Origin of the sequence: Acidovorax sp. 100 (genome assembly GCF_003688355.1) — a bacterium.
Lineage (GTDB): Bacteria > Pseudomonadota > Gammaproteobacteria > Burkholderiales > Burkholderiaceae_C > Acidovorax > Acidovorax delafieldii.
The window spans coordinates 4,137,501-4,155,169 of sequence record NZ_REFD01000001.1 but is presented as its reverse complement, the minus strand read 5'-3'; the positions used below and the strand labels follow the sequence as shown (position 1 = coordinate 4,155,169).

The 17,669-nt window shown below is 58.7% G+C and carries 18 protein-coding genes (1 of these 18 only partly in view); all 18 read left to right on the top strand.

The genetic code is table 11. The annotated features are described in order from the left end of the window. Positions 1 to 18: 18 nt before the first annotated feature. Positions 19 to 768 carry an SMC-Scp complex subunit ScpB gene (scpB, locus tag C8C96_RS19080; RefSeq protein ID WP_121943301.1) on the top strand — a complete coding sequence of 250 codons (750 nt, stop codon included), beginning with the start codon at positions 19 to 21 and terminating at the stop codon, positions 766 to 768. Next, positions 768 to 2,336 (top strand): pseudouridine synthase, encoded by a 1,569-nt coding sequence (locus C8C96_RS19075; protein ID WP_121943300.1) that lies wholly within the window; start codon positions 768 to 770, stop codon positions 2,334 to 2,336. Before scpB ends, C8C96_RS19075 begins: the two co-directional genes overlap by 1 nt. A gap of 89 nt (positions 2,337 to 2,425) precedes the next feature. Beyond that, the gene (gene ndk, locus C8C96_RS19070) at positions 2,426 to 2,851 is read left to right on the top strand and encodes a nucleoside-diphosphate kinase (RefSeq protein WP_008905954.1); all 426 of its coding nucleotides are present in this window, start codon (positions 2,426 to 2,428) and stop codon (positions 2,849 to 2,851) included. A 90-nt stretch (positions 2,852 to 2,941) separates the two neighbouring features. Beyond that, entirely contained in the window at positions 2,942 to 4,057 is a 1,116-nt protein-coding gene (gene rlmN / locus C8C96_RS19065; protein ID WP_121943299.1) for a 23S rRNA (adenine(2503)-C(2))-methyltransferase RlmN, read from the top strand. A gap of 33 nt (positions 4,058 to 4,090) precedes the next feature. Beyond that, positions 4,091 to 4,924, top strand: coding sequence for a type IV pilus biogenesis/stability protein PilW (pilW, locus tag C8C96_RS19060; RefSeq protein ID WP_121943298.1), 834 nt, complete (start codon positions 4,091 to 4,093; stop codon positions 4,922 to 4,924). Next, the gene (locus tag C8C96_RS19055; RefSeq protein ID WP_121943297.1) at positions 4,917 to 5,843 is read left to right on the top strand and encodes a RodZ domain-containing protein; all 927 of its coding nucleotides are present in this window, start codon (positions 4,917 to 4,919) and stop codon (positions 5,841 to 5,843) included. Before pilW ends, C8C96_RS19055 begins: the two co-directional genes overlap by 8 nt. Beyond that, complete coding sequence (ispG, locus tag C8C96_RS19050) at positions 5,843 to 7,123, top strand: flavodoxin-dependent (E)-4-hydroxy-3-methylbut-2-enyl-diphosphate synthase (RefSeq protein ID WP_056061984.1); 1,281 nt, start codon at positions 5,843 to 5,845, stop codon at positions 7,121 to 7,123. The genes C8C96_RS19055 and ispG overlap by 1 nt, the downstream gene beginning before the upstream one ends. Before the next feature lie 152 nt (positions 7,124 to 7,275). After that, a complete protein-coding gene (hisS, locus tag C8C96_RS19045) occupies positions 7,276 to 8,538 on the top strand; it encodes a histidine--tRNA ligase (RefSeq protein ID WP_233584345.1) in 1,263 nt (420 codons plus the stop codon). A gap of 14 nt (positions 8,539 to 8,552) precedes the next feature. Next, entirely contained in the window at positions 8,553 to 9,251 is a 699-nt protein-coding gene (locus tag C8C96_RS19040) for a tetratricopeptide repeat protein (protein WP_056743271.1), read from the top strand. 2 nt (positions 9,252 to 9,253) lie between these two features. Beyond that, positions 9,254 to 10,417 (top strand): outer membrane protein assembly factor BamB, encoded by a 1,164-nt coding sequence (gene bamB / locus C8C96_RS19035; RefSeq protein ID WP_121943295.1) that lies wholly within the window; start codon positions 9,254 to 9,256, stop codon positions 10,415 to 10,417. 13 nt (positions 10,418 to 10,430) lie between these two features. Then, the gene (der, locus tag C8C96_RS19030) at positions 10,431 to 11,774 is read left to right on the top strand and encodes a ribosome biogenesis GTPase Der (RefSeq protein ID WP_056062205.1); all 1,344 of its coding nucleotides are present in this window, start codon (positions 10,431 to 10,433) and stop codon (positions 11,772 to 11,774) included. 105 nt (positions 11,775 to 11,879) lie between these two features. Continuing rightward, positions 11,880 to 12,134: an RNA chaperone Hfq gene (gene hfq / locus C8C96_RS19025; protein WP_056743269.1), complete on the top strand. Its 255-nt coding sequence runs from the start codon at positions 11,880 to 11,882 to the stop codon at positions 12,132 to 12,134. Positions 12,135 to 12,227: 93 nt separating this feature from the next. Then, a complete protein-coding gene (hflX, locus tag C8C96_RS19020; RefSeq protein WP_192418921.1) occupies positions 12,228 to 13,373 on the top strand; it encodes a GTPase HflX in 1,146 nt (381 codons plus the stop codon). A 53-nt stretch (positions 13,374 to 13,426) separates the two neighbouring features. Next, positions 13,427 to 14,797, top strand: coding sequence for an FtsH protease activity modulator HflK (gene hflK, locus C8C96_RS19015; RefSeq protein WP_121943294.1), 1,371 nt, complete (start codon positions 13,427 to 13,429; stop codon positions 14,795 to 14,797). A 9-nt stretch (positions 14,798 to 14,806) separates the two neighbouring features. Continuing rightward, positions 14,807 to 15,715, top strand: a complete 909-nt coding sequence (gene hflC / locus C8C96_RS19010; protein ID WP_056061999.1) for a protease modulator HflC — start codon at positions 14,807 to 14,809, stop codon at positions 15,713 to 15,715. Between the two features lie 27 nt (positions 15,716 to 15,742). After that, positions 15,743 to 15,925 carry a DUF2065 domain-containing protein gene (locus tag C8C96_RS19005; protein ID WP_056062002.1) on the top strand — a complete coding sequence of 61 codons (183 nt, stop codon included), beginning with the start codon at positions 15,743 to 15,745 and terminating at the stop codon, positions 15,923 to 15,925. A 90-nt stretch (positions 15,926 to 16,015) separates the two neighbouring features. Further along, positions 16,016 to 17,164, top strand: a complete 1,149-nt coding sequence (locus C8C96_RS19000; RefSeq protein WP_116749455.1) for an ATP phosphoribosyltransferase regulatory subunit — start codon at positions 16,016 to 16,018, stop codon at positions 17,162 to 17,164. A gap of 27 nt (positions 17,165 to 17,191) precedes the next feature. After that, positions 17,192 to 17,669 carry the 5' end (the start) of an adenylosuccinate synthase gene (locus C8C96_RS18995; RefSeq protein ID WP_121943293.1) on the top strand. Its footprint extends 899 nt past the window's final position, so only the first 478 of its 1,377 coding nucleotides appear in the window; it begins with the start codon at positions 17,192 to 17,194; its stop codon lies beyond the right edge, outside the window.

Below are 17,669 nucleotides of genomic sequence, written 5' to 3'. Positions count from 1 at the left end.
TCCAGGAATCGCTGAACCATGAACACGGTGGATGCCAAAAGGGTCCTCGAAACTGCGTTGATCTGCGCGCAGCAGCCCGTGCCTGTGCGCGAGTTGCGGGTGCTGTTCAATGACGCGCTGGGGTCCGACACCCTCAAGGTGCTGTTGCAGGAACTGCAGCTTGATTGGGCGCAGCGTGGGGTGGAGCTGGTACAGGTGGCAACGGGATGGCGCTTCCAGAGCCGTCCTGAAATGCGTGAATACCTGGACCGTCTGCATCCCGAAAAACCGCCACGCTACACCCGGGCCACCATGGAAACCCTGGCCATCATTGCCTACCGGCAACCGGTCACGCGCGGGGATATCGAGGACATTCGGGGTGTGACGGTCAACAGCCTGATCATCAAACAGTTGGAAGACCGGGGTTGGGTGGAGGTCATTGGCCACCGCGAAACGGTGGGGCGCCCGGCGTTGTTCGCCACGACCCGCCAGTTTCTGGACGATATGGGCCTGCAGTCTCTGGACCAACTGCCGGTGCTCGATGACCCGACAGGCAATGCGAATGTGTTGGAAGCCATGGCAGCCGCCGCCCAGGGAGTCATTGAGGGTGGGCCTGATCTGCTGGCAGTTTTGCCGCACGAAGTCGGTGGGCAAGAGCCAGTGGAGTCTGTGGAGGCTGTGACTGATACGGGGGGTAAGCGGCCCGTGGATGATTTTTTTCAGAATGTGGAGACCGATCTCCGCGACGACCATGTTGATACCCCGGGTGGTATCCAGGGAAATACTTGATGAACGACTCGACCTCCGAAAATCCGGCCGAAGTGCCTGGGTTGAATGCCGCTGATACGGTACCTGCTGCCAAAAAGCCGGCTGCCAAGCGGGCTCCTCGCAAAAAGGCGGAAGCTGTCCTTGTCGAGGAAGCGGTGCCTGAAGCCGTGGTGGCGATGCAGGTCGGTACTTCGGTGCCTGTGTCGGAAGCTGCGGCGCCAGAGGTGCCTGTGGCCCAGGTGCAGGCGGTCGCCATGGACTCGATATCTCCTGAGGCGGTCGTATCGGCTGCCGACGGCGAGGGCAATACTCGGCAGGCAGGGAGGCCCCCTCGTGGCGAATCTCGTGAACGGCCTCAGCGTTCTGATGGGGCAGGGCGCGACAAGCGCAGAGCTGCCCCTGTCGTTGAGGGCTATCAGTTTGAGGATGTAGTGTCCGGTCGTTTCGACGAAGAAGATGCCTCCGCAGACGCGGTGCCGCAGAAGCGGGTGCTGCTGCCGCAGGTCGAGACACCTAAACTGCACAAGGTGCTGGCCCAGGCAGGGCTGGGATCGCGGCTGGAGATGGAGCAATTGATCCTGGAGGGGCGGATCTCGGTCAACAACGAACCTGCTCACATCGGACAGCGCATTCAGTTTGGCGATCAGGTCAAGGTCAACGGCAAGCCGATCCGCTATCGCATCGACCCCCCTCCGGCGCGCGTAATCGCATATCACAAACCTGTGGGCGAGGTCGTGACCCATGACGATCCCCAGAATCGACCCACCGTCTTTCGCAAGCTGCCCCGGCTCATGCAGGGCAAGTGGCAGTCGGTAGGACGCCTGGACCTGAACACGGAGGGCCTCTTGCTGTTCACCAGCTCGGGCGAGCTGGCGAACAAACTGATGCATCCACGCTTTGGGTTGGAGCGCGAGTACGCCGTTCGGGTGCTGGGTGCTCTGAGCAACGAGGAAAAACAAAAACTGCTGGACGGCGTGCGCCTGGATGACGGCATGGCATCGTTTGGCTCCATCGAGGACGGTGGTGGGGAGGGTTCCAACTGCTGGTACCGGGTCACCATCTCCGAAGGCCGCAACCGTGAAGTACGCCGCATGCTCGAATCGGTGGGTCATGCGGTCAGCCGCCTGATCCGCATCCGCTACGGTGCCATGGTGCTGCCGCGCGGCCTCAAGCGCGGAGCCTGGCTGGAACTGGACGAGAGTGATATCCGCGCACTGGTTCAGGCCGCAGGTGCTGGGCGCCCCGAGCCTGTTGAGGGACGTCCTGAAGGGGCTGGTGCTGGCGGGCGCAATGGCAAGCCGCGCAACCGTGGCCGTGGTGGACCACGCGGTGATGGCTCGCGTCGGGACATGTCGCAGCCGGCCGTCCCTGGTGGCCCCCGTGGCCAGAAGCCGCGCCGCGATGGTGGCCAGGGCCCTGCCCGTGGCAACAACACCGCGGGGGGCGATCGCCAGCGTGGGGGCTCGGCACAGCCCGACCCGATGAAGACGTCGGTGGGCTACATCGGCATGGACAGCCTCTCGCGCCACCGCCAGGATAAACGACGCCCCGGTGGCGGCGGTCCCCGGCGCGGAGGTGGTGGGCGCTGAGTGCTCCTGCCTTCACGCTCCCCGGTTAGAATCGAGGGCTTTGTCCGGTGGACAAACGAATCACAGCAACAACCATTTAGGAAATCAACATGGCAATCGAACGCACTCTCTCCATCATCAAGCCCGACGCAGTGGCTAAGAACGTCATCGGTCAGATCTACGCTCGCTTTGAAGCTGCCGGCCTCAAGGTCGTGGCAGCCCGCATGGCCCACCTGTCGCGCCTGGAAGCCGAGCAGTTCTATGCAGTTCACAAAGAGCGTCCTTTCTTCAAGGACCTGGTGGACTTCATGATCTCCGGCCCTGTGATGATCCAGGCCCTGGAAGGCGAGAACGCCATCCTCAAGAACCGCGAACTTATGGGCGCAACCGACCCCAAGAAGGCAGAAGCTGGCACCATCCGCGCCGACTTCGCTGACAGCATCGACGCTAACGCTGTGCACGGCTCCGACGCCGCTGAAACTGCACAGGCCGAAGTGGCATTCTTCTTCCCCGGCCTGAATATCTACTCGCGCTGAGATGGTGATGCTCCCCATGCCCGTACCCACTCTGGTGGGAGTCCCGTGTCATGGGGTTAGCTATGCTTGGTCTCCAGTGGGTTTGGCACCATGAGCACGACGAATCTGCTGGAATTCGACCTCGACGGTCTGGCGGCGTTTTGCGAGCGGCTGGGGGAAAAGCGCTTCCGCGCCACCCAGCTGTTTCGTTGGATTCATCAGCGCGGTGCCAGCGATTTCGACGCCATGAGCGACTTGGCCAAGGCCTTGCGTGACAAGCTCAAGGGCTGCGCGCAGGTCGAGGCACTGCCCGTTATTTCAGAGCATGTGTCCTCGGACGGCACTGTGAAGTGGCTGTTTGATGTGGGTGATGGCAACGCGGTGGAAGCCGTGTTCATCCCGGAGGATGATCGCGGAACCCTCTGTGTGTCATCGCAGGCGGGCTGCGCTGTCGGTTGCCGCTTCTGTTCTACAGGCCATCAGGGTTTCAGTCGCAATCTGACGACGGGTGAGATCGTCGCCCAGCTGTGGTTTGCAGAGCACTCCCTGCGCAAGCGCTTGCAGACTGAAGACCGTGTGATCTCGAATGTGGTCATGATGGGCATGGGGGAGCCGCTGCAAAACTATGCGGCATTAGTCCCTGCGCTCAAAGTAATGCTGGACGATCACGGGTATGGCCTGTCGCGCCGCCGTGTGACGGTGTCTACATCGGGCGTCGTGCCCATGATGGACCGCCTTGCGCAAGACTGTCCCGTGGCATTGGCGGTGTCGCTGCACGCACCCAATGACCCACTGCGCGACAACCTGGTTCCGCTCAATCGCAAGTATCCGATCGAGGAGTTGCTGGACGCTTGCAACCGCTATTTGGCGCATGCACCCCGTGACTTCATCACGTTCGAATACTGCATGCTTGATGCTGTCAATGACCAGGCGGAGCATGCGCGCCAACTGATCGAGTTGGTCAAGCGCAGTGGTATTCGCTGCAAGTTCAATCTGATTCCTTTTAATCCGTTTCCCGCATCAGGGCTGTTGCGGTCCCCGCAAAATCAGGTGCAGGCCTTTGCCAAGATACTCAGTGACGCGGGCATCATCACCACGGTGCGCAAGACGCGCGGTGATGACATTGACGCGGCGTGCGGTCAATTGGCTGGGGATGTCAAAGATCGTACCCGGGCCGCAGAACGCATGGCAAAGCAGCGCACAATCGTGCTCAAACCGGTGACTTGATCAGGCAGTTGGCAAACTTCAAGGAGGCTCTACATGGCGGGAATGGTTGGACGCTGGCAGCATATTGGCCGCTGGACACTCACGGCATGCAGTGCGGTGGTTTGCATATGGGCGCTCCAGGGGTGTGCAACAAACGCTTTGTCTGCAGTCAGTGACGCCGATGCGGGCTTGGTCACGCCGTCCGATGAGCCTGAGTCGCGGCGCCGCGCTCGTATCCGGCTGGAGTTGGCCTCCAACTATTTTGAATTGGGGCAAACGGCGGTCGCACTGGATGAAGTCAAGCAGTCGCTGGCTGCAGATCCGTCTTATGCCGATGCTTTCAATCTTCGTGGCCTGATTTACATGCGCCTGAGTGACTATGCACAGGCCGAAGACAGTTTCCGCCGTGCCTTGTCGCTAAGGGCAAATGACTCCAACGTACTGCACAACTATGGCTGGCTGATGTGCCAGCAGCAAAAGTACGTGGAGGCCGACCAATATTTTGTCCGAGCCATTGCCAACCCCGCCTATACAGCGCGTGGCAAAACGTGGATGGCCCGTGGCCTGTGCCAGTCAGGGGCGGGACAGTTTCCCGAAGCGGAACAGTCTTTCTTGAAGGCCTATGAATTCGATGCTGCGAATCCGGTGGTCGGTTATCACCTCGCAGCGCTCTTGCTGCGGCGCAACGAGTTGTCGCGTGCGCAGTTTTACATTCGACGGCTCAACAACAGCGATTTCGCCAACTCTGAATCGTTGTGGCTGGGCATCAAGGTGGAGCGGGCTTTGGGCGACACCGTGGCAATGAGGCAACTGGCTGCTCAGTTGCGCAAGCGCTTCCCGGATTCCAGGGAGCTGGGTGCATACGAACGTGGGGCTTTCAATGAGTGAGGTGGTGGAGAGCGGAGTGACGGCGGGCGGCTTGCTCAAGGAGGCCCGGCAGGCGGCAGGCATGCACATCGCAGCCCTGGCGGTTGCGTTGAAAGTACCCGTCAGCAAGTTGGAAGCCCTGGAGGCAGATAACTACACAGTGCTGCCTGACACCGTATTTGTGCGCGCGCTGGCTTCGAGTGTTTGCCGTACCCTCAAAATTGACCCAGCGCCCATTTTGTCTTTGCTTCCCCAAAGTCAAAGTCCTCGTCTGTCTGTGGACAGCGCGGGTATCAATGCACCTGTGAAGGGTAGTGCCGGCAAATCTTCGTCGTCCTCTTCGGCGTCATTCGCGGGTTCAGGTTCCGGTTCGCGTTCGGTGGTGTTGGTCGTTCTTGCACTGTTGGTGGGAGCTGTGGTTTTGTTCTTTGTCCCTCGGCATTCCACGCCAGGGGATTCTTCCGATCCAGTGCCCGTTGCGGTGCCAGATGCTTTGCCGGCCAATGCCTCCGAGCCTGCACCTGCAGTGGTGCCACCAACGGTGGAGCGCCCCGCCGATGCATCTATTTCTGCATCGCCCGCCGCGGCTTCGGTGCCTGTGTCTGCTGCGCCACCTACCGCTGCACCTCCAGCGCCTGCTGCCGCTGGCAGTGGCGTGTCTGCGGGCGCTGTTTCGGCCGCTGATGGCGCGGCAGATGCTCCCTCCGGTCTCCTGGTGCTGCGCGCGCGCGGTGCGTCATGGGTGCAAGTTCGCGATGCCAATGGTGCACTGGCGTTGCAACGCAATCTGGCGGCGGGAGAGTCGGTATCGGTGTCGGCACCCACGCCCCTGGCAGTGATTGTCGGTCGCGCTGACGCGACGGAAGTGATTGTTCGAGGAAAGCCGTTTGATCTGACGGCAGTCGCCCGTGAAAACGTGGCGCGTTTCGAGGTGAAATAGTGGAAAACTCCCCGATTGATTTTGGGCCGGTGGCGATTGCTTCGCCCTTACCTAGACGTTCGCGCCAAGCGAAAGTTGTCTGGGGTTCGCGTGTGGTGACCGTGGGGGGGGATGCTCCCGTGCGCGTGCAGTCCATGACCAACACCGACACCGTCGATGCCATTGGGACCGCGATTCAGGTCAAGGAGCTCGCTCAGGCGGGGTCGGAGTTTGTCCGCATCACCGTTAATACGCCAGAAGCTGCTGCAGCGGTACCGTACATCCGAGAGCAACTGGATCGCATGGGTGAGAACGTTCCCTTGGTGGGCGATTTTCACTACAACGGACACCGCCTGCTCACCGAGTTTCCGGACTGCGCCCAGGCTTTGTCCAAGTACCGAATCAACCCTGGCAATGTGGGCAAAGGTGACAAGCGCGATAAGCAATTTGGTCAAATGATCGAGGCTGCCATGCGCTGGAACAAGGCTGTGCGCATCGGTGTCAACTGGGGCAGTCTCGATCAGGAGTTGCTGGCTGAGCTGATGGATACGAACAGCCGCCGCAGCAATCCATGGGAGGCTCGTCAGGTCATGTACGAGGCCCTCATCACATCGGCCATTGAATCTGCACGTCGTGCAGAGGCCATGGGGATGGACGGCAACCAGATCATCTTGTCGTGCAAAGTCAGCGGAGTGCAGGATCTGATTTCGGTGTACCGCGAGTTGGCACGCCGTTGCGACTACGCTTTGCACCTGGGTCTCACCGAAGCCGGTATGGGCACCAAGGGAACGGTTGCTTCGGCGGCCGCATTGTCTGTGCTGCTGCAAGAGGGTATTGGCGACACGATTCGTGTGTCGTTGACACCCCAGCCCGGCGAGGCGCGTACCCAAGAGGTGGTTGTGGCATCCGAAATCTTGCAGGCCTTGGGCATGCGGGTTTTTGTGCCCAGCGTTACCGCTTGCCCGGGATGTGGCCGTACCACCAGCACCACCTTTCAGGACCTGGCCAAGCAAATCGACGATTTCCTGCGTGCGCAAATGCCTGTGTGGCGCGTGCGTTATCCGGGTGTGGAATCGCTACGGGTTGCAGTTATGGGCTGCATCGTCAATGGCCCGGGTGAAAGCAAGCACGCAGACATTGGAATCAGTCTGCCGGGGACGGGTGAGGCGCCTGCCGCCCCTGTCTTCATTGATGGCGAGAAGGCAATGACCCTGCGCGGTGACGATATCGCCAATGAATTCCATCGCATCGTCGAGCAGTACATCGAAAAGCGTTTTGGCGCTGGGGTGTCTGCTGCTTGACCGGTAGTGCTGCAGCCACCCGCACCGTAAAGCCTCGGGAGGTGGTCTGTCCAGCTTATGTAAATTTCCGCCAGACATAGAAAAGAAGCGCTGTGAGTAACGAAAAAAGCAGTCCCTCGTCCAAACCAGAGAAGCTGGTTGCGGTGAAGGGCATGAACGACATCCTGCCTCCGGAATCTGCCCGTTGGGAGTGGCTGGAGGCCAAGGTGCGCGACCTGATGGCGCGCTACGCCTATCACAATATCCGCACACCCATTGTCGAACCCACACCGTTGTTTGTACGTGGATTGGGCGAGGTCACCGACATTGTCGAGAAAGAGATGTACTCGTTTGAGGACCGTCTCAATGGGGAGCAGCTGACGCTTCGCCCCGAAGCGACAGCTGGTGTGGTGCGTGCGGTTGCAGAGCACTCTATGTTGTACGACGGCGGTAAGCGCCTGTACTACATGGGCCCCATGTTTCGTCATGAGCGTCCCCAACGCGGACGCTACCGCCAGTTTCACCAGATCGGCGCCGAGGCACTGGGGTTTCCGGGGGCCGAGGTCGATGCCGAGTTGATTCTTCTGGCAAGTGCCCTGTGGCGCGACCTTGGCCTGCAGAACGTGCGTCTCGAACTCAACAGTTTGGGTCAGCCGGACGAGCGCAAGGCTCACCGGGCTGCATTGATCGCGTATCTGGAACAGCACGTCGATGCTCTTGACGAGGAGGCGCGTCGGCGGCTGCACAGCAACCCTCTGCGCATCCTCGACACCAAGAATCCCGCGATGCAGTCGCTGGTGGAAGCGGCGCCTCGTTTGATTGACTTTCTGGGTCAGGAGTCTTTGGCGCATTTCAATGCCGTCAAGGCCATTCTTGATGCCAATGGGATAGCTTGGACTGTCAATCCTCGCCTGGTGCGTGGCATGGACTACTACAACCTCACTGTGTTCGAGTTTGTGACGGATCAGTTGGGCTCGCAGGGCACGATCTGCGGTGGGGGGCGCTACGACTACTTGATCGAACAAATCGGTGGCAAGGCCGCACCGGCGGTGGGTTGGGCGTTGGGGGTCGAAAGGGTACTGGAGTTGCTCAAGGAGCAGCAAAGTGCCACCCCTTTGCTGGTTCCGGACGTCTATGCCATTGTCCCTTCGGCGGCCGCGTTACCTCGGGCTGTGGCTACTGTCGAGCAATTGCGCCAACATGGTGTTCGTGTCCAGATGCACGCGGCCCCTTCGCTGGAGGGCATGGGCAGTATGAAATCGCAATTCAAGAAGGCTGATGCCAGTGGTGCAATGCACGCGCTGGTGTTTGGCGATGATGAGCTGTCTCGTGGCATGGTGACTGTCAAAGCCTTGCGTGATGGCGCAGGTGAGCAAACCGAGCGCCCGCTGGACTTGGTCGCGCAATGGTCGGCCACCCTACAATCCACCCGCTAACCCAATCACTTTCCATGGCAAATCATCTCGACCTTGAAGAACAAGAGCAGCTAGACCAGCTCAAGCATTTTTGGAACACCTGGGGCACGTTGATCAGCTCCGTGGTCATTGTCGTTGCAGGTGCAGCGGCTGCTTGGAACGGTTACCAGTACTGGCAAACCCGGCAGGCCACGCAGGCGGCTGCGTTGTTTGATGCTGTGGATGTGGCTGCGCGGTCTGCCGATAACGTCCGCATGGAACAAGCTTTTGCCGATCTGAAGTCTAAATATGCAGGGACTGTCCAAGCTGGGCAGGCAGGCTTGACCCTCGCCAAGGCCATGCAGGGCACTGGTAATGTCGAAGGCGCCAAAGAGGCGCTTATGTGGGTTGCAGAACAATCGTCTGACGAGGGCCTCAAGGCCTTGGCCAAGTTGCGATTGGCTGGTGTGCTCATGGATCAAAAGAACTATGACGAAGCACTCAAGCAACTATCCAGCAGTTTCGCGCCGGAATTCTCCTCTGTTGTGGCGGACCGCAAGGGTGACGTCCTGATGCTCCAGGACAAGCGTCAGGACGCGATTGCTGAGTACACCAAGGCATATAAGGGGTTCGAAGACAGTGTCGAGTACCGCCGTCTGGTGGAAATCAAGCTGAACGCGCTGGGTGTCTCGCTGCAAGGTGTGAATGTGGCTTCTGCTGTCTCTTCAACCGCAACACCTGCGGAGTCCAAATAACCATGTCGTCGCCTATCAACGCAAGGTCAGGGCACCAATTGTTTGTGCGCGGTCTGGTGGTAGCACTAGCGGCTGCCACGTTAGCCGGTTGTTCTTTGTGGAGCGCCGACAAGTCTAAGCCTGTGCCTGCCGACCTCGGAGCCAATGTGGCCGTTCTGGGCGTGCGGCAAGCATGGACTGCGCGCGTTGGCAATGTGGCTGGATTGCCATTGGAGGTCCATGTTGCTGGCAATGTGGTGACCGTCGCGTCAGCTGATGGTGCGGTGGCAGCCCTGGATGCGCGTACGGGGGGGGATATCTGGCGAGCAGCGCTGGCTGAGCCTCTGTCAGCAGCTGTGGGTAGCGATGGCAAGTTCGCGGCGGTGGTATCGCGTAACAATGCACTGATCGTTATTGATGGGGGGCGTGAGCGCTGGCGTGAGACGCTCGCAGCTCAGGTATTCACACCACCTCTGGTTGCAGGCGGTCGTGTTTTCGTGTTGTCGGCAGATCGATCCGTGTCTGCCTTTGATCTGTCGACAGGTCGTCGTCTCTGGTCCCAGCAGCGCCCCGGGGAGCCTTTGATATTGCGCCAGGCTGGTGTCTTGACCGCTGTGGGTGACACGCTGGTGGTGGGGTTGTCAGGCCGTTTGGTCGGATTGAATCCTGACAATGGCAGTGTGCGATGGGAGACCCCCATTGCCAGCGCACGGGGCACCAATGATGTGGAGCGCCTTGTCGAGTTGGTGGGGCGCACCAGCCGTGTGGGAGAAACAGTGTGCGCTCGATCCTTTCAAGCTGCTGTGGGTTGTGTGAACACGGCAAGGGGAGCGACCATCTGGACGCAGCCTGCTAGCGGAGCAGAAGGCGTTCACGGCGATGCAGAGGCCATTTTTGGCTCTGAGAGCAATGGCACTCTTGTTGCGTGGCGCCGCGCGGATGGTTCACGCTTGTGGGGTATCGATCGACTCAAGTACCGCAAACTCACGGCGCCGCTGCTTCTAGGGCGTTCGGTAGTCGTCGGTGACGACTCGGGTTTGGTGCATTTGCTGTCCCGTACAGATGGTTCACCCCTGAACAGGCTGGCGACAGATGGGTCTGCCATCGCTGCTGCCCCAGTCGTGGCTGCAGATACCCTGGTGGTTGTTACCCGCAATGGCGGCATTTACGGATTCCGTCCAGATTGATCGGTCTTATTCAATGAAGCCAGTTATCGCCCTCGTGGGGCGTCCGAATGTCGGCAAGTCCACGCTCTTCAACCGTCTGACCAAGTCGCGCGACGCTATCGTCGCTGACTTTGCAGGGCTCACGCGTGACCGGCACTACGGTAACGGCAAGCAAGGAAAACACGAGTACATCGTCATTGATACCGGTGGCTTCGAACCCGACGCTTCCAGCGGCATCTACCGCGAGATGGCCAAACAAACTCAGCAGGCGGTCGCCGAGGCGGACGTGGTGATTTTTGTGGTGGATGCCCGTGCAGGCGTCTCCGCGCAAGACCACGACATTGCCAATTACTTGCGTCGCTTGGGCAAGCCTTGCGTGCTCGTCGCCAACAAAGCGGAGGGCATGCTCCAGGGCGTCCAACTAGCGGAGTTCTATGAGCTGGGGCTGGGCGAGGTTTATCCTGTGTCTGCGGCGCACGGGCAGGGCATACGCAGTTTGGTTGACATTGCGCTGGAGCCGCTCAATCTGCCTGAGCCTGACGATTCGGATACGGCGTTGGACAAGGGCGTAATCAAGCTTGCCGTGGCGGGGCGCCCCAACGTGGGTAAGTCCACCCTGATCAACACGTGGCTTGGCGAAGAGCGACTGGTGGCATTTGATATGCCCGGTACGACCCGCGATGCCATCACTGTGCCTTTTGAGCGCAATGGCCAGCGCTTTGAGCTGGTGGATACTGCAGGACTGCGCCGCAAGGGGAAGGTGTTTGAGGCTATCGAAAAATTCTCGGTAGTGAAAACGCTCCAAGCCATCGAGTCCGCAAATGTGGTGCTGTTATTGCTCGATGCCACCCAGGGGGTAACGGACCAGGATGCCCATATCGCGGGCTATATTCTGGAGAGTGGCCGCGCTGTGGTTCTGGCGGTGAACAAATGGGATGCCGTGGATGACTACCAACGGCAGCTCTTGGAGCGCTCCATTGAGACGCGGCTAGCGTTTTTGAAGTTTGCTTCGTTGCACTTCATTTCTGCGAAGAAGCGTCAGGGGCTTGGCCCTCTATGGACATCTATTGCCCAGGCCCACCGGGCGGCCACCTGCAAGATGTCCACGCCAGTGCTCACCCGACTGTTGCTGGAGGCAGTTCAGTTCCAAAGCCCCAAGAGGGCGGGAATGTTCCGCCCCAAAATGCGGTATGCGCACCAAGGCGGCATGAATCCGCCTGTGATCGTGATCCATGGTAACTCGCTGGAGCACGTGACTGATGCTTACAAGCGATTCTTGGAAGGGCGCTTCCGCAAGGAGTTTGATCTTGTGGGGACCCCTTTGCGCATTGAGATGAAAACTTCGCACAATCCTTTTGCGGACAAAGACGAGGCCTGACGACAAAGGCTCTTCAGTCGAGGGGCCATGTGTGTTAAAGCCAGAGCGTGCGTCTGGCTGTGGTAAGGTGCTGGTTTACAACAACACTTGAACACGGAGAATATCGTGAGCAATAAAGGCCAGCTTTTGCAAGACCCCTTCCTTAACGCATTGCGTCGGGAGCATGTTCCAGTGTCCATTTATTTGGTCAACGGGATCAAGCTGCAGGGGCAAATCGAGTCTTTCGACCAGTATGTGGTGTTGCTGCGCAATACGGTGACGCAGATGGTTTACAAACACGCGATTTCTACGATCGTTCCAGGTCGGGCGGTCAATTTCTCTACCTCAGAAACCCCTGATGCTGACAACAGCAACTCTTGAGTTGTTGTCTGGTAGCGGGGCTCGCTTTCTGAGCGAGGTAGAGCAGAGAGAGGGTGGTTGGCTTTGAGTTCGGCTTCCGCATCCTCGTCCGCTATGACGCCGGTGTTGCTGGTGGGCGTTGATTTTGGTCTCCCCCACTTCGATGCTGAGTTGGAAGAGTTGGGACTGCTCGCCCAGACGGCGGGTTTACGGCCTGTTGCTCGCATTACGTGCAAGCGGAAAGCGCCGGACGCGGCACTCTTTATTGGCTCTGGCAAAGCGGATGAAATTCGCACCTTGGCCCAGATGCATGGGGCATTGGAGGTGCTGTTTGACCAATCACTCAGCCCCGCGCAGCAGCGTAATCTGGAACGTCATATCGAGCTTCCAGTCAATGACCGCACGCTGTTGATTCTGGAGATCTTTGCGCAACGTGCGCGAAGCCACGAAGGCAAGCTTCAGGTTGAGCTCGCCAAGCTGCAGTATGTGAGTACACGGCTGGTGCGGCGCTGGTCTCACTTGGAGCGCCAAACTGGCGGTATCGGTGCCCGGGGCGGTCCGGGTGAAAAGCAGATCGAGCTGGATCGACGCATGATTGGTGACGCGATCAAGCGCACCAGAGAGCGCTTGATCAAGGTCAAGCGTCAGCGCTCCACGCAGCGGCGCCAGCGCGAGAGGCGCGATACCTTCAATATTTCGCTTGTTGGATACACCAACGCGGGTAAGTCCACGCTTTTTAATGCTCTGGTGAAAGCGCGAGCGTATGCAGCGGATCAACTTTTTGCCACGCTAGACACCACAACACGCCAGTTGTATCTGGCAGATGCGGCGCGATCTGTTTCTCTGTCCGATACGGTGGGCTTTATCCGGGATCTCCCGCACGGATTGGTGGATGCCTTTCAGGCTACGCTGCAAGAGGCTGTCGATGCAGATCTGCTGCTTCATGTGGTGGATGCTTCCAACCCGGATTTCCCGGAGCAGATGGCGCAGGTGGAGCGGGTGTTGCTGGAAATTGGTGCGTCGGATATCCCGCAGATACTGGTGTTCAACAAGCTTGACGCATTGCCCGAAGAGCGACGGCCCTCCCTGCTGGTAGACCAATACGAAGTGGGGGGGCAGTCGCTTTCCCGTCTGTTCGTAAGTGCTCGATCTGGAGAAGGTCTTGATGATCTGCGCCGCGCTTTGGCCGATAGGTTGCTGGCTACGCGTGAGGATATGACCCCAGCAGACGCCCTTGAATTGCCGGATGTGTTGCCCTGATTGGGCACAATGCATGATCGAATGACGCCATCAGAGAACCAGAGATTTTGCGCATGAATTTTCATACTCGCACCCTACGCTGGGCTTCATTGCCGGACCGTATTCGGGGCATGTTCAATCTGAACGATCCACGCTGGGGTCGCGGGGATGATAAGTCGGAGGACGGTAGCGTGCGCCCTGAGGATCGACCTGCAGCGCCACCCGCAGGTCAGAGGGGTGGGGATCAGCGGCCAAGCAATGGCCAGCAGCCGCCTGATCTCGACGAGCTCTGGCGTGACCTTAATCGCAAGCTTGGCAGTCTGTTCGGGGGAAAGAATGGTTCTGGCCGTGGCCCGGGAGGAGGGGCGGGCGGTGGCTTTCAACCTGATTTGAAAAGCGCCGGTGTGGGTGTTGGCTTGATTGTTGGCATTGCGTTCGTGATCTGGATGGGCACAGGTTTTTTCATAGTGCAAGAAGGCCAGCAAGCCGTCATTACGCAATTCGGCAAGTACAAAAGCACCGTGGGTGCAGGTTTTAACTGGCGCTTGCCTTACCCAATTGAGCGTCATGAGTTGGTTTTTGTGACGCAAATTCGCTCCGCTGATGTGGGGAGGGACACGGTCATCAAAAGCACGGGCTTGAGAGAGTCCGCAATGCTGACCGAAGACGAAAACATCGTGGAGATCAAGTTTGCTGTTCAGTATCGCCTGAGCGATGCCAGGGCATGGCTTTTTGAAAGCAAAAATCCCTCAGATGCCGTGGTTCAAGCAGCGGAGACCGCCGTTCGCGAGGTGGTGGGCAAGATGCGCATGGACACGGCATTGGCTGAAGAGCGGGATCAGATTGCGCCTCGCGTTCGCGCGCTCATGCAGACCATATTGGACCGTTACAAAGTTGGCGTCGAAGTTGTTGGCATCAATTTGCAGCAGGGCGGTGTGCGGCCGCCTGAGCAGGTGCAGTCCTCCTTTGATGATGTCCTCAAAGCTGGACAGGAGCGCGAGCGTGCCAAAAACGAGGCACAGGCTTACGCGAATGATGTGATTCCACGCGCTGTGGGCTCTGCCTCTCGTCTGAACGAGGAGGCTGCTGCGTACAAGGCGAGGATCGTTGCACAGGCTCAAGGTGACTCGCAACGGTTTGCTTCTATTTTGGCCGAGTACCAGAAGGCTCCGCAGGTAACCCGTGATCGTATGTATCTGGACACGATGCAGCAGATTTATGGCAACGTGACCAAGGTGCTGGTGGAGTCGCGTCAAGGCTCCAATTTGCTGTACCTGCCGCTCGACAAAATTATGCAAGGCGTAGCAAGCGGGTCCGGAGCGCTGGATGCCCCTGCGGCCACCAGCTCGCCTCCAGCGGTGTCACCAGCAACACCCGCACCAACCTTTTCGAATGACGCTCGCGCGCGCGACACCAGCCGCACCCGTGAACGTGAATCCCGCTAGGAGCAGTTCGTGAACAGAGTCGGTTTTATTGCATCTACCCTTCTGGTGGTGCTTGCTCTCATGAGCTCCATGCTTTTTGTTGTGGACCAGCGGCAGTTTGGAGTGTTGTATGCACTGGGTCAGATCAAAGAAGTGATCACGGAGCCTGGCCTCAATTTCAAGCTGCCTCCTCCATTTCAGAACGTCACCTACATAGACAAGCGTTTGCTGACCTTGGACAGCACGGACACCGAGCCCATGTTGACCGCTGAAAAGCAGCGTGTCGTTATCGACTGGTATGTGCGCTGGCGCATTTCCGAGCCCACTGAGTACATTCGCAACGTTGGGCTGGATGAGACGGCGGGCGCCATGCAGCTTAATCGGGTGGTTCGCAATGCTTTCCAGGAGGAAATCAACAAGCGCACGGTGAAAGAGCTGCTCTCACTCAAACGCGAAGCGCTGATGGCTGATGTCAAGCGCGAGGTCTTGGAGACAGTTCGTGGTTCCAAGCCCTGGGGGGTGGATGTGGTGGATGTGCGTATTACCCGTGTTGATTACGTGGAAGCCATCACTGAATCTGTGTACCGGCGCATGGAAGCGGAGCGAAAGCGCGTGGCCAATGAGTTGCGCTCTACAGGGGCTGCAGAAGGCGAAAAGATTCGTGCAGACGCAGATCGTCAGCGCGAGATCACAATCGCCAATGCCTATCGGGATGCTCAAAAGCTGAAAGGTGAGGGCGACGCGGAAGCGGCCCGCATCTACGCCGAAGCGTTTGGCAAAGATCCTCAATTTGCCCAGTTTTATCGCAGTCTCGAGGCGTACAAGGGCAGTTTCAATAAGAAAAGCGATGTGATGGTGCTGGACCCTTCGTCCTCTGACTTCTTCAAGGTCTTTCGCGGCTCAGCGTCTGCATCGGCGCCTGTTGCTCCACGCAAGTAAACAAGTGGCGCTGGTTGTGAGAGGTGAATGATGTGGGACAGCCTTTGGACGGCATTTGCCTTGGTCCTGGTAATTGAGGGTTTTTTGCCTTTTTTGTCCCCCCAAGTCTGGAAGCGTACGGTTGCGCAGATCGCTCAATTGCAGGATGGCCAAATACGCTTTTTCGCATTGTTGGCCCTGGCTGCGGGTCTTCTGATGCTTTGTTTCTGAACGCTGTCACACCCCTCGACTAGGAGATTCCTTGGGGAGTCTCGCCCGGTCCCGGTAGAATCACGGTTTTAACAGCCTCCCCTTTTCTCCATGTCTGCTTGGGTCCTTCCGGATCACATTGCCGATGTCTTGCCGTCTGAAGCGCGGCACATCGAAGAATTGCGTCGCGGGCTGCTTGATACAGCCCGTTGTTATGGTTATGAGTTGGTGATGCCCCCGCTGTTGGAGCATCTGGAATCTCTCCTTACGGGCACTGGCGAAGCGCTGGATCTGCAAACCTTCAAACTGGTGGACCAGCTATCTGGTCGTTCCATGGGGCTGCGAGCTGATACGACTCCGCAGGTTGCTCGCATTGATGCGCATTTGCTCAATCGCAAAGGTGTGACACGTCTTTGCTACTGTGGTCCTGTGTTGCACACGCGTCCTGACCGCCCGCATGCCACCCGCGAGCCTCTTCAGTTTGGTGCCGAAATCTATGGGCATACCGGGCTGGAGGCTGACCTTGAGGCTTTGCAGTTAGCTCGGGAGTGTTTGCGAGTTGCCAATGTACGCGACACAACCATTGATCTTGCGGACGTGCGCATCGTCCGCAGCCTGTTGGCTGGTGTGAGCGTGAGCCCGCAACTGCTCAGCGGCATTCATTCTGCTTTGGCGGCCAAGGATGCGGGAGAGTTGACAGTCTTGACGCGTGGCTTTCCTGAGGATTCTCGGCAAGGCCTTCTCGCTCTTGTCCAGTTATATGGAGACTCTGCTGTTCTGGCTGAGGCTGAAAATGCGCTGAAACGCATTTCTGGTGTGTCTCAAGTGCTATCAAATTTGAAGTGGTTGGCGTCGCGTCTTGACGGAGCCTCTGTCACTTTCGACTTGGCTGATTTGCGTGGATATGCCTACTACAGCGGTGCGCGCTTCGCGATCTATGCGCCCGGTGCCAGCGATGCCCTGGTGCGCGGCGGCCGGTACGACGAGGTGGGGGCAGTGTTTGGCCGAAATCGTCCTGCGGCGGGATTCAGTTTGGACATCAAGCAGGTGGTTGGCGTGGTGCCACCCCGTGCGCTGAAGGCTGCCATTCGTGCTCCCTGGGGCGAGGCTGCGGATGTGAATGCAGCGATTGGAGAGCTTCGGTCCGCTGGGGAAACAGTGGTGTGTGTTTTGCCAGGGCACGAGAGTGAGGTGGATGAGTTCCACTGTGATCGTGAACTGGTTCAGGTTGCGGGCCGTTGGGTCGTGCAGGCTGTTTGAGCAATTGTCATTTGAATTGGGTTTGAGATGAAAGCAACCAAAGGTCGCAACGTAGTGGTGGTCGGTACCCAGTGGGGCGACGAAGGCAAAGGCAAGTTGGTCGATTGGCTGACGGAGAGCGCTCAAGGGGTCGTGCGTTTCCAAGGGGGGCACAACGCTGGCCACACACTGGTGATCAATGGCGTGAAGACGGCGCTGCATTTGATCCCGAGCGGCATCATGCGCCCTGGGGTCAAGTGCTACATCGGCAATGGCGTGGTGCTTTCTGCCGCGAAGTTGTTTGAGGAAATTGAGGGGCTTGAGAAAGCCGGTGTCGAGGTTCGTTCGCGCCTGCGCATCAGTGAGGCTTGCCCTCTGATCTTGCCTTTCCACGCGGCAATTGACGTTGCGCGTGAGGCGGCCCGAGAGCAGGGGGGGACTGAGAAGATTGGTACCACCGGCCGTGGCATTGGTCCAGCTTACGAGGACAAGATTGCCCGCCGTGCCTTGCGCGTACAGGACTTGA

Coding starts and splice junctions, on each gene's coding strand:
- hisS (WP_233584345.1), top strand. CDS start 7,276: ATGAACGACATCCTGCCTCCGGAATCTGCCCGTTGGGAGTGGCTGGAG.
- hflK (WP_121943294.1), top strand. CDS start 13,427: ATGAATTTTCATACTCGCACCCTACGCTGGGCTTCATTGCCGGACCGT.
- C8C96_RS19005 (WP_056062002.1), top strand. CDS start 15,743: ATGATGTGGGACAGCCTTTGGACGGCATTTGCCTTGGTCCTGGTAATT.
- ndk (WP_008905954.1), top strand. CDS start 2,426: ATGGCAATCGAACGCACTCTCTCCATCATCAAGCCCGACGCAGTGGCT.
- der (WP_056062205.1), top strand. CDS start 10,431: ATGAAGCCAGTTATCGCCCTCGTGGGGCGTCCGAATGTCGGCAAGTCC.
- C8C96_RS19040 (WP_056743271.1), top strand. CDS start 8,553: ATGGCAAATCATCTCGACCTTGAAGAACAAGAGCAGCTAGACCAGCTC.
- pilW (WP_121943298.1), top strand. CDS start 4,091: ATGGCGGGAATGGTTGGACGCTGGCAGCATATTGGCCGCTGGACACTC.
- C8C96_RS19075 (WP_121943300.1), top strand. CDS start 768: ATGAACGACTCGACCTCCGAAAATCCGGCCGAAGTGCCTGGGTTGAAT.
- rlmN (WP_121943299.1), top strand. CDS start 2,942: ATGAGCACGACGAATCTGCTGGAATTCGACCTCGACGGTCTGGCGGCG.
- scpB (WP_121943301.1), top strand. CDS start 19: ATGAACACGGTGGATGCCAAAAGGGTCCTCGAAACTGCGTTGATCTGC.
- bamB (WP_121943295.1), top strand. CDS start 9,254: ATGTCGTCGCCTATCAACGCAAGGTCAGGGCACCAATTGTTTGTGCGC.
- hflX (WP_192418921.1), top strand. CDS start 12,228: ATGACGCCGGTGTTGCTGGTGGGCGTTGATTTTGGTCTCCCCCACTTC.
- C8C96_RS19000 (WP_116749455.1), top strand. CDS start 16,016: ATGTCTGCTTGGGTCCTTCCGGATCACATTGCCGATGTCTTGCCGTCT.
- C8C96_RS19055 (WP_121943297.1), top strand. CDS start 4,917: ATGAGTGAGGTGGTGGAGAGCGGAGTGACGGCGGGCGGCTTGCTCAAG.